Annotated in this window: 11 protein-coding genes and 1 pseudogene; all 12 read right to left on the reverse strand. The window is 68.7% G+C overall.

Features of this window, described 5'->3' with window-relative positions; translation table 11 throughout:
- Positions 1-497, reverse strand: a 497-nt coding sequence (locus ACFTZB_RS36795) for a 2-phospho-L-lactate transferase CofD family protein (RefSeq protein ID WP_378439485.1), incomplete at its 3' end; no start/stop codon positions are given.
- Positions 498-1,754, reverse strand: a complete 1,257-nt coding sequence (locus ACFTZB_RS36800) for an MFS transporter (RefSeq protein WP_378439487.1) — start codon at positions 1,752-1,754, stop codon at positions 498-500.
- Between the two features lie 87 nt (positions 1,755-1,841).
- Positions 1,842-2,510: a 2-phospho-L-lactate guanylyltransferase gene (gene cofC, locus ACFTZB_RS36805; protein ID WP_378439488.1), complete on the reverse strand. Its 669-nt coding sequence runs from the start codon at positions 2,508-2,510 to the stop codon at positions 1,842-1,844.
- Positions 2,511-2,548: 38 nt separating this feature from the next.
- Positions 2,549-5,107, reverse strand: a complete 2,559-nt coding sequence (locus ACFTZB_RS36810; protein WP_378439490.1) for a bifunctional FO biosynthesis protein CofGH — start codon at positions 5,105-5,107, stop codon at positions 2,549-2,551.
- Entirely contained in the window at positions 5,104-6,267 is a 1,164-nt protein-coding gene (locus ACFTZB_RS36815; RefSeq protein WP_378439492.1) for an acyl-CoA dehydrogenase family protein, read from the reverse strand. Before ACFTZB_RS36815 ends, ACFTZB_RS36810 begins: the two co-directional genes overlap by 4 nt.
- Positions 6,264-6,962: an enoyl-CoA hydratase/isomerase family protein gene (locus tag ACFTZB_RS36820; RefSeq protein ID WP_378439494.1), complete on the reverse strand. Its 699-nt coding sequence runs from the start codon at positions 6,960-6,962 to the stop codon at positions 6,264-6,266. Before ACFTZB_RS36820 ends, ACFTZB_RS36815 begins: the two co-directional genes overlap by 4 nt.
- On the reverse strand, positions 6,959-8,008 hold the full coding sequence (locus ACFTZB_RS36825) for an LLM class flavin-dependent oxidoreductase (protein ID WP_378439496.1): 1,050 nt from the start codon (positions 8,006-8,008) through the stop codon (positions 6,959-6,961). Before ACFTZB_RS36825 ends, ACFTZB_RS36820 begins: the two co-directional genes overlap by 4 nt.
- Before the next feature lie 104 nt (positions 8,009-8,112).
- The gene (locus ACFTZB_RS36830; RefSeq protein ID WP_378439498.1) at positions 8,113-8,430 is read right to left on the reverse strand and encodes an NIPSNAP family protein; all 318 of its coding nucleotides are present in this window, start codon (positions 8,428-8,430) and stop codon (positions 8,113-8,115) included.
- Positions 8,411-9,091 carry an NADPH-dependent F420 reductase gene (npdG, locus tag ACFTZB_RS36835; RefSeq protein WP_072938776.1) on the reverse strand — a complete coding sequence of 227 codons (681 nt, stop codon included), beginning with the start codon at positions 9,089-9,091 and terminating at the stop codon, positions 8,411-8,413. Before npdG ends, ACFTZB_RS36830 begins: the two co-directional genes overlap by 20 nt.
- A 136-nt stretch (positions 9,092-9,227) precedes the next feature.
- The gene (locus tag ACFTZB_RS36840) at positions 9,228-10,052 is read right to left on the reverse strand and encodes an IclR family transcriptional regulator (protein ID WP_378439501.1); all 825 of its coding nucleotides are present in this window, start codon (positions 10,050-10,052) and stop codon (positions 9,228-9,230) included.
- Positions 10,053-10,081: 29 nt separating this feature from the next.
- Positions 10,082-10,552, reverse strand: coding sequence for a VOC family protein (locus ACFTZB_RS36845; protein ID WP_124390138.1), 471 nt, complete (start codon positions 10,550-10,552; stop codon positions 10,082-10,084).
- Positions 10,553-10,626: 74 nt separating this feature from the next.
- Positions 10,627-11,026 (reverse strand): annotated as a pseudogene (locus tag ACFTZB_RS36850) (AMP-dependent synthetase); the annotation flags it as partial.

The raw sequence follows: 11,026 nt of genomic DNA on the forward strand, positions 1-11,026 counted from the left end.
TGGAAGTGGATCGCCCGCTGCTCCCCGTCCTCCGGGTCGGTGATCACGACGTGAGTTTCACTACGATCGTCGGTGACCGGCAGCAACGTCACACCCGGCCGCCAGCGGTTGCACAGCGCCTCGGTGACCGCCGACAACGGATACCCCGTCCGCAGCATCTGGGTGCGGATCAGGTGGGTCGCGATGTCCCGGTCGCCGAGACCGAACCAGTCCGGTTTCGCCCCGTAGGCGGCGAGTTCCTCTTTCGCGTTCCAGGTTTCACCGGCATGCCCCCACCCGCGGGCGGTGTCGATGCCGTCGCCGAGGGTGTACATGCAGGTGTCCAGATCCGGGCAGATCCGCAGCCCGTGCATCCACACATCGTCACCGACATTGACCACCGCCGTGATCCGATGCGACGCACCCCCACCATCCGGTGCATCGGCACCGAGAAGCCGCCGCACCCCTTGCAGGAACCGGGCCCCACCGACCCCGCCAACCAACACAGTGACGTTCACTCAGACCTCGGCTGGAGTGCTCGCCGCAACGGTGGTGTGGTCTTTCCCGGTCTTGCGCGCCGCCAGCGCGACGCAGCAGAGCAGCGCCGCGAACACCCCGATCCCCGAGAGCACCGAGAAGATGACGATCGGCGGCTTGCCGGCGAGAAGGCCGCCCAGGATCGGCCCACAGACACCACCGACCCGGCCCACTCCGGCAACGAATCCGAGAACGCTGGTGCGGATATCGACGGGGAAGTAGGTGGCCACGTAGCCGAAGACGATCGGTTGCGTTCCGCCCGTCCCCGCGCCCGCGAGGAACAGGAAGACGTAGAGGACGGGCGACGGCAGGTGTACTGCAAGGGTCATGACGGCGACCGCGCCGACCGTGAAGGCGGCGAGAACTGCGCGACGTTCTCCGAACTTGTCGGCAATCCAGGAGCCTCCGGACGCACCGGTGGCGGCTCCGAGACTGAAGATCACCAGGAAGACCAATGCGGATCCGAGGGAGTAACCGCTTGCCTTCATGATCTGCGGCAACCAGGTGAGCAGTCCGTACCATTGGATCTGGCCACAGAAGGTCAGCGCGGTGAACACTGCCAGCGCTCCCCATCCGGTGGGTCCGAGATCCTTGAAGACGACGCGCAACGTGGGGCGGGTGGCCCCGCCGTCCGAACGCAGAGCGTTCGGCGTGGGCACCCACCGCCGGAGCTTCACCGCGGCAATCGGCACCACGGTCAGCAGGGGAAAAGCGCCCCCGACGAAGAAGACGCCGCGCCAGCCCAGCACGTCGAGGAAGGCCAGGGCGGTGAGAGCGGCAAGGACGCCACCAATGGGTATACCGGCCAGGATCACGCCGTTGAGGAAGTTCTTCCGTTCTGCCGGTGCGACACTCATCGTCACCGCGACCGCGGTGGGCACGACCCCGCCGAGGCCGAACCCTGCGAAGAACCGGGCGGCACCCAGCAGTTCGGCGGTGGGTGCGACGGCGCACAGCATCATGCCGACGGAGAACCAGCTGACGCAGAGCAGGAACAACCGCCGCACACCGTATCGGTCGGCGAGCACTCCGGCGGCGATGGATCCGATCCCCATCCCCAGGATCGCCGCACTGGCGATCACCCCGACCTGCGCGGTCGTCAGACCCCAATCTGCGTAGTGGAGCAAGTTCGGCGTCGCGGCACCGAAGATGGCGAGGTCGTAGCCGTCAGCGGCTATCGCGAGAAATGCCAGGGCGGCGACGCCCACGTATGCAGGAAAGCTGAGCCGATTGTTCATGTGTCTCCTCGAAGAAAGTAAGGGGGCAGCTCTGAATACTGTTGGAAGTGAGGCGAATCGACGGTCACCGCTGGATACGGACGAAGATCAGGGTGCCACCGAGGACGAGTCGAACCGCTGCCGTGCCGGCGCCGGATCGAACGGATGACCCAGACTGCGCAGCACGGCGGCCGGCGCAGCACCGGGGTGCCGCAGTGCGGCGTCCAGGAGATCGTCGAGATCGTCGACGTCCCGCCGCAGGGACTCGATGTTCGGGTCGAGCGTCTCCACCGCCCCGGAGCCCAGGTGCGCCAGCCGTGAGCGCTCCCCGAATCTCGGATCGAGGTCGACGCCCTCGGAGGCCGTCAGAAGACTCGTTCCCTCGCGCCTTCGGTCCGCCACGAATGTGCGCTCGTGCCGCCCGGCCACCGTCAGCGCGACGTCCAGGTCCTCACTGCGCAGGCCCGGAAGGTCGGCGGGCAGTCCCGCCAGCCGGCAGCGCGGCCACCACTCGCGGGCCAGGCGCCCACCCTCGCGCAGCGCGGCGTTCATGCCCGGCGTGCCCGGCAATACGAGTGGGATGACACCCGGCGACCGCACGTGGGCCGCGTCCTGAATCCGGTCGACGACAACGAGCACCGTCTCCACCTGTGAGGCGGCCCGAACCGCGGACACGGTGTCTCGGAACATTGCGCGAACCACCGCCTGCCGGGCCTCCGGCCGGAGCAGGAGCCGCGATTTCGCGGACGTGATGTCCCGCTGGGGAATCACGGCCACCCACGGCCCGCGGGGTCCTCGACTGCGGGTTTCACCGTTCACTGGCCGGCCATCCCGACGGCGAGCGGCAGCACGGACCTCGCCCTGTCGTCGAACCGTTCGGCTGCGGCGGTTCGTTCGGCGTCGACGGCTTCGTATGTGGTGGTGCGCTGCCGGGCCGGCCTGCCTGCCGCCGCGGCCATGTTCGTGATGTCGGCGATGGTCTTCATCGACCCGTTGGTCGAACCGGCCATCCTGCTGATGGTTTCCTCCATCAGGGTGCCGCCGAGGTCGTTGACCCCGCCACGAAGCAGTTCCACGCATTCGTCCGGACCGAGCTTGACCCACGAGCACTGAATGTTGTCGATCTGGCCGTGCAACATCAACCGCGCCAACGCGTGTACCGCGCGGTTGTCCCGCCGGGTCGGGCCCGGCCTCGCCAGACCTGCGAGGTAGATGGGCGAGCTCTGGTGCACGAACGGCAGCGGAACGAACTCCGTGAAACCGCCCGTCTCCCGCTGGATGTCCAGCAGCACGCGGAGGTGGCCGACCCAGTGCCGGGGCTCGTCCACGTGGCCGTACATCATCGTCGAGGTGGTGCGGATCCCGAGTTCGTGTGCGGTCTTGACCACCCGAATCCACTCGGCTGCAGGTAGTTTGCCCTTGGTGAGCACCCACCGGATCTCATCGTCGAGAATCTCGGCGGCGGTGCCCGGCACGGAATCGAGCCCGGCGTTGCGCGCCTCGGTCAGCCACTCGGCCACCGAGATGCCCATGCGCGACGCCCCGCTCACGATCTCCATGGGAGAGAACGCGTGGAGGTGGATCTCCGGGGCCCGGCGTTTCGTCTCGGCGGCCAGGTCCAGATGGATGGTGCTGGGGAGACCGGGATCGATCCCGCCCTGCATGCAGATCTCGGTGGCGCCGACGTCCCAGGCCTGGGCGATCCGGTCCCCCACCTCGGAGATGGAGAGCCGGTACGAATCGGCGTCACTCGCCCGCTGCGCGAACGCGCAGAAACGACAGCCGGTGTAGCAGACGTTGCTGAAGTTCACGTTCCGGTTGACGACGTAGGTCACCGTGTCGCCCACCGTCGACTGCCGGACCTGATCTGCCAAGGCGCACAGGGCATCCAGATCGGCGCCGTCGCAGTGGATGAGCGCCAGGGCTTCGTCGTCGCTGAGACCGGCGGGGTCCCGCTCGGCCGTGCGCAGGGCGGCAAGCACCTCACCGCCCAGGCGAGGATGGGCGCCGGACGCGGCGCGTGCGTTCATCTCCTCGCCGAGTACCGTCCAGTCACCGAACGCGTTCGCGAAGTCGCTGCGGGTATCGGTACGACGCCCTTCCGCATCGATCTCGAGGTGCAGATCGGTTCGGCCACTGGACTCTACGGGCGCGGCATCCTGCCACGGCCGGCCCTCTGGAAGCACGTCCGCGGCCAGTCCGGTCTCCGGGTCGGTGAGCGCCAGCAGGTGCGGCCGGACCCGGGCGTCGATCCACGGATCTCCCGCGAGGACGTACTGCGGCTGGACGGCGAGGCGCTCCCGGAGCTCGAAACCGGCGGCAGCGCTCAGTTCGCGGAGTCTGTCGATCTCCGGCCAGGGGCGTTCGGGGTTCACGTGGTCGGGGGTCAGCGGGGACACCCCGCCCCAGTCGTCGATGCCCGCGGCCAACAGCCGGCGCAGCTCGCCGGGCTCCGACAGGTTGGGTGGGGCCTGGAGACGCATCGAAGGCCCGAGCAGGATGCGTGCCACTGCGATCGTGGCCAGGTACTCCTCGTGGCCCGCATCGTCGGCGGACCGCATCGCGGTGTCGGGCTTGGCGCGGAAGTTCTGGACGATCACTTCCTGGATGGAGCCGTACTGCTTTGCGATCCGGCGGATCTGGAGGATGGACTCCACCCGATCGGCGTACGACTCGCCGATCCCCACCAGGATCCCGGTCGTGAAGGGGATGTTGGTGCGGGACGCGTCCTCGATGCAGGCCAGGCGGACGGCGGGATCCTTGTCCGGGGAGCCGTAGTGGCAGCCTCCGGGCTCCGCCCACAGCGAGCGGGCGGTGGTCTCGAGCATCAGTCCCATGGAACCGGCCACCGGCTTGAGGCGCTGAAGTTCCGCCCAGCTCATGACTCCGGGGTTCAGATGGGGCACCAGGCCGGTCTCCTCGAGTACCAGCACCGCCATGGCCCGCACGTAGGACAGCGTGTCGGCGTAGCCCCGCGACTCGAGCCAGTCGCGGGCGGCGTCCCACCGATCCTCGGGCCGATCGCCCAGCGTGAAAAGTGCTTCCTTGCAGCCCATCCGGGCACCCGAGCGCGCGATCTCGAGGACTTGGTCCGGAGAGAGGAAGGGGTCGTCGACCCGTCCGGGCGTCGTCGCGAAGGTGCAGTAGTGGCAGCGGTCCCGGCACAGGCGAGTCAGCGGTATGAACACTTTCCGGCTGTAGGTCACCACCCCCGGGCGGCCGGCGTCGAACAGGCCCGCCGACCGGACGCCCGCGGCGACCTCGCACAGTCGGTCGAGGTCGGCGCCGCGCGCACCGAGGAGGGCCTCGGCTTCACCGGCGTCGATGGTCTTGCCGGCGCTCGCCCGCGCGAGTGCGCGCCTCAGACCCGTCACCTGCTCGCTCCTGTCCCCAAGCCCATCGACCGGGCGATGAAGTCGAGCTGCACCGAGGGCGGCCCCGCGACGACACGGGCGATGATCCCGTCGGAGTGGTGCATCGGCAGGGCATGGTCGCGCACGTAGCCGTAGGCGCCCTGGATCTGCATCGCCAGCGCGGAGGCCTCCGCGTAGAGCTGACCGGAGAGGAACTTCGCCATGGTGCTCTCCACCTCGCACGGCAGGCCCGCGTCGAAGAGGTCGGCCGAACGGCGCACGGCGCATCGGGCCGCGTCGAGCCTGACGAACATCTCGGCGAGGGGCAAGGTCACGCCCTGGTAGGTCGACAGTGCCTTGCCGAACTGCTCGCGCTCGTTGGCGTAGTGGACCGTCAGGTCGAGCACCGCGGCCACACTGCCCAGGAAGCCGGAGCTGATCATGATCCGCTCGAGCACCAGGCGTTCCTTCAGGATCTGCCATCCTTCACCGGGCTCGCCGAGCACCGCCGTGGCCGGGAGCGCGACGTCGCGCAGGAAGACCTCGTAGATGCCGCTGATGTTGCGTCCCAGCGCAGGCATCCGGCGGACCTCGACACCCGGATGGTCGACCGGGACGAGGAATACGGCGAGCTGGTCGCGCTTACGGCCACCGCCGCCCACCCGGGCGACGAGTTCCATCACCGCGCCGGGCAGGCCCGCGCCTTCGCAGTAGGTCTTCTGGCCGTTGAGGACCCACGAGTCCCCGACCTTCTCGGCGCGAGTGGCCACGCTGGCCGCGTCGGAGCCCACGTCGGGTTCGCTGACCGCGATCGACAGGCGCGCGTCGCCGGCCAGCACCGGCGCGCCGTACGTCTCCTGCTGTTCGGGCGTGCCCCAGCGGTGGATGTCGCGCAGTCCGCTGAGGTTCAGGTTGAACAGGGCCACGAGGTCGGAGCTCGCCTTGCCGATCTCCTCGCAGAGCGTGATCAGCAGGCCGGCCGTACCGTCGACGTCCTCGTCTCCGGCCACCACGTCGTACCACCCGAGGCGGGCGATCTCGCGGAACAGGTGCTCGGGGTACGTCCCCGCCTCGTCCCAGATTCGCACGTCGAGCGCGGGAGCGTGCCGGGCCAGGAACGCCCGGGCCGTGGTGCGCAGGTGCGCCTGCTCGTCGGTCTGGATGTGGATGCTGGTGGTCATGATTGCCTTTCGAGGGTGTTCGTTAGAGAGGTCCGCTTCCAGGCGGAGAGCCCTGTTTTGAGATCGCGCAACAGCTCGGGCGGAAGAACCGCGAGTCGGGCGGCCGTCTCGCGCGCCGTCACGTCGAGCGAATCCTCGGGAACGACGTCCACCAGACCGAGCCCGGCGAGGTCGTCGGCGACGAAGCGCTCGTTCAGGGCCAGGAGCCGCAGTGCCCGCGCCGGGCCGACTGCGGCCTCGAGTCGGCGCACCGTGCTGTCGGGTGGCGGGAACCCGAGTGGGAGCTCGGGGAATCGGAACGTAGCGGCAGGTGAGGCCAGGGTGATGTCCGCGGCCGCGGCTATGGCCCAGCCGGCGCCGACCGCGGCTCCCTGGACCGCGACCACTGCGGCCGGGTAGTCGCCGATCAGGTCGAGGCTTTCCTCGATCAGCCGGCGCCGGAGACCCGGGCGGCCGGTCGCGGTGCCGTCGTCCGAACGCACGTCGGCTCCTGCACAGAACGCGGGTCCCTCCGCCCGCACGAGAAGGACATCGACGGCCGCGCGTTTTCCCTCGGCAAGTGCGGAGACGAACGCCTCGAGCAAGGGGACGTCGAGGGCGTTGCGTGCCTCGGGACGATTGAGTGTCAGGACGACCAGACCGTCGTGGTGCTCGGCCGGGCACAAGTCCAGGGCTACATCCCTATTCGCGCTCATCGGAGCTCCGGCAGGACCTGGGAGGTGAGCAGCTCGACTGCCTCACGGGGATCGGGGCCGACCGGGGCACCGATGTAGGCCTCCGTGAATCCGGCGTCCTCCGCGTACTCGAGCAGCTCGGCCAGCGCCTCGATGCAGTCGCCCGGTGTGCCGGACACGACGAGCTGGTCCGCGACTTCCTGCGGGAGGAGGTCGGCAGCGGCGTCCACGCCGTCACCGGCTTTGAGCGCCGCTCGGGTGGCGGCGTAGTCGGACGGCTCGAATCCCACCCGGTGCAGGTTCTCCGGAGGCTGTTGGCTCACAATGAGTGTGGCCTGTCGCCGCGCCGCCGCGCAGGCGCTGTCCCGGTCGGCCGACACGGACAGGTTCACGCCGTAGATCCGGGTGAACTCTCCCCGCTGGCTGCGCTGTCGTCCCCGGTCGAGCGAGTCGAGGTTGCTCACCGCGTCGAACTGGCCGCTGCGGAAGGCCGCGAGGCTGTGCGCCGGGAAGTTGCTAGCGCAGATGACGCCGTCGGCAAGCTCGCCGGCCATCTCCAGTACTTTCGGTCCGGCGCCGGCGACCACGACGCGCACGTCGGGCTTGCTCGTCCAGGAGAACGACGCCCGAGCATCCTCACGCAATCCGAGGCCTGCGCAGATCTGGGGGTAGTCACCCATTCGGATCGCGTCGCCGAGCCAGAGAAGTCGGCACATCGCAATGAACTCGGCCACCCGCTCGATCGGATTCTGCAGCGACATGAGCGCACTCACCAGCCCACCGCCGGTGCCGATTCCCATGCTGACCCGGCGTCCTTCGGGCATGAATTCCGCGAGGGTGGCCATGCTGGACGCCATCTCGAGCGGGTTGCGTCCGAAGGGGAACGTCACCGCCGTGCCGACGCCCGCGCCGGTGCGCGCAGCGATGGCGCCGAGGAGAACCGCAACGCCTCGGGACTGGAGTTGGTCGCTGAGCCAGACGGTCTCGAAACTCCGAGCAGCGATCTCTGCCACTTCCACCATCTGTGGCCCGTCAGCCCAGCCGTGAAGCTGGATTCCTTTGATCATGGAACTTCTCTTCATGATATTGAACTCGAATCACTATATGGAACAGATTAGGGGCAGGATGCGGCGACGGTCAAGAGTCGAGCCCAACCCTCTTCGGGCGCCGCTCAGGGCCGGGCGTACGCCGGAGTGACCAGGAACGTGCTTCGAATCTCCGAGATCAGCGGCCCGTCGCTCTCCGTGCGCGCCTTCACCGCGAGCCACCGAGGATCGGTCTGGAACCGCGCCCAGTGCGCGTCCGCGGCCTCGGCGTCGGGGAACGCCACCAGGTACACGATCCGGCCGCGGTTGCCCGCCTCGTGCCAGAAGCCGTCGACCTGCAGCCCGATTTCCGCGAACAGGGCCAGGGTCTCGTCGGCGAACCTGCGATGAAGGTCGTCGGCGCGGCCCGGTAGAGCGATGTACTCACGCAGCTCGTGGATCATGAACAACCCCGTTCACAGCGAGACCCGAGTGCGTCTTGTAGCGCTTGTTGACGTTGATGAGAACCGCGGTCAGCGGTTCGAGCTGCCGCGCCACCCGCAGTACCCCGCCGTCGATGCCGGGCCGACCAGTGATCGCCACTGCGAGCCGGGCCACCTCGTCTTTGGCGGTCCGGTCGTCGCCGCACACGAGCACATCCTCTTGGACGAGGCCTTCGTGCTCCCAGAGCGTGACCGCCGATAGGTGGTGGAACGCAGCCACGACGGTGGCGTCGGGCACCAGGTCCCGCAACTGCTCGGCAGCGCTGCCCTCCTCGACGTCCAGACCGTACGCCCCGGCCTTGTCGAAGCCGAGCGGGTTCACACAGCTGACCAGGAGCTTGCCCGCGAAAACGGGAGCCAACCCGGAGACCAGCTCACGATGGCCCTTGTACGGGACGGCCAACAGGACGATGGGACAGTCGGCGGCGGCCGACGCGTTGTCGGCGGCGCTGACCCGGGCGCCGTCACCGGCGCGTCTGCGCACCTCGGCGGCCGCTTCCTCGGCGCGTTCGATCGAACGCGATCCGATCACGACGTGCCTGCCGGCCGCTGCGAACCGGTACGCCAGCCCCTTTCCCTGGGGCCCGGTGCCGCCGACGACGGCGATCTTGTTGCTGGTCATCTATGTCTCCTACGAACAGTGGACGGGGATACCCCGGGCGCGTGGCACCCGGAGGTGGGCAGCCGACCATCGAGGGTCGACTCGGAGCGGCAGGCCCCGGGTGGGGTCGCCGCAGGAAAGAAAAAGTGCGGGTCGGTCAGCCGCGTCCGGCGTCGAGGTCCGGCGCCCCGGCGGGAGTCGGGTAGTCGGCGGGGATGTGTCCGCCGATGCGCGAGCTGATCTCCCGTGACGCCGTGACGAGGTAGTCGGCGATGTCGGCCACGCCCTCGGCCGTCAGGTCGTCACCCATGCCGAGCAGGGCGATGAACAGGCATGGCACGCCGTCCCGGTCGAACACCGGGACCCCCAGGACATTGAGTTCGGGGCGATACTCGCCGTAGACCGCGCCGTAGCCCTGCGCCCGGAGCTGCTCCAGTTCGGAGTCGGGGAACGAGACCGGCCCCGGGCGCCCCCGGCCCGGCCATGCTGCCGCCAATCGGCTGATCAACGGGGTAGTGCGGTCGAAGCGCGAACCGACCTCGATGGTGACCTTGACCGCTTTGCGGCTCTCGATCTTCGCGATCGCCGTGAAGTGACCGTCCGGCATCGGCTGGATGGCCAGGCAGGCCAGCTCGGTCCGCTCGGCCAACCACTCCATGTACGTCCGCGACGCGGCGACTGCCGACGTCCGCGCGATCGCCGCGACCCCGAATTCCACGAGCAGCGGACCGAGGTTGTACCGGCGGGTCTCCTGGTCGTACACGACGAGACCCTCGACCACCATGGTCCGGAGCAGGACCGACGCCGTGCTCTTCGCCAGGGCGCAGCGCTTGGCCAACTCGGTGAGCGTGGCACCGGCAGACTGCTGGACCAGCGTCTCGAGCACGCGGGTGGCGCGTGAGACAGCGGGGACCAACTGTTCGCCGGTTTGCTCGCCCCGCTCGTCGGTCGTGCCGCTTCCCGGGACTTCTGCCTTGGTCAAGGGTTCCTACCTTCGTCGTGCGAATGCTGTCAGCCGACCGTAGCGGCCTGCCCCAGCAGTTCGGCGAAATGGAACAGCGTGCCGTCGGGATCGCGGGCGAAGAGCAGCCGCCAGCCGTTGACTCCGTCCGGACCCATGATGGTCTGCGGCGAGTGCAGGAACTCGACACCGTCGTCCGCCAGCCGTGCGTATTCGGCGTCGATGTCGTCGGTGAGGATCGAGAATCGGCACAGGCCGGGGTGTACGAGGTCGCTCTGCGCTCGCCCCTCGGAGCGTGCGTCCCGCCACTGGATGAGGTCGAGCATGGCCTCGTCCGGGGAGTTGTTCAGCCGCATGTGCGCGAAGCGGAGCTTGCTGGCCCCTTCGACCATGAATGCCCGCGCGAGGTTGCTGTCGTCGATCTCTTTGTCCTGCGCTACCTCGAAGCCGATTCGCCGGTAGAAGTCGATCGACTTGTCCATGTCGGTCACGTTGATGCCGACGTGCCAGAATTTTCGCATTGCTTCGTCCTTCGTGTTCGTCTAGCTGGGTCGATGAATGGCGCTCCGCGGATTCGCGGGATTCGCCGAGTGCTTCACGCCGGGGGCCGCACCAACTCGCGGCGCCGGACCTTTCCGGTCTCCGTGCGCGGCAACGTTGCGACGGCCTCGATCTCACGGGGCCGGGCGTGCGGACCCACCGCCGCCGTGACGAGTTCGCGGAGCTGTGCCGCGATCTCCTCGGTGAGTTCTCCGCCGGCGAGGTGCACGAACGCCTTGACCTGCTGGCCCATCTCCCGGTCGGGCAGCCCCACCGCTGCCGCGTCCAGGACCTGCGGATGACGCTTCAGGGCCTCTTCGATCTCGGCGGGGCCGATGCGGTAGCCGCGGCTCTTGATCACGTCGTCGGCGCGGCCCAGGTACTCCAGCCGGCGCCCGTGCGCGAGCCGCGCCAGATCACCCGTCCGGTGCCAACCCCCGGGAGGGGGTACCGCC

It is taken from the genome of Rhodococcus sp. NPDC057014 (assembly GCF_042673295.1).
Lineage (GTDB): Bacteria > Actinomycetota > Actinomycetes > Mycobacteriales > Mycobacteriaceae > Rhodococcus_F.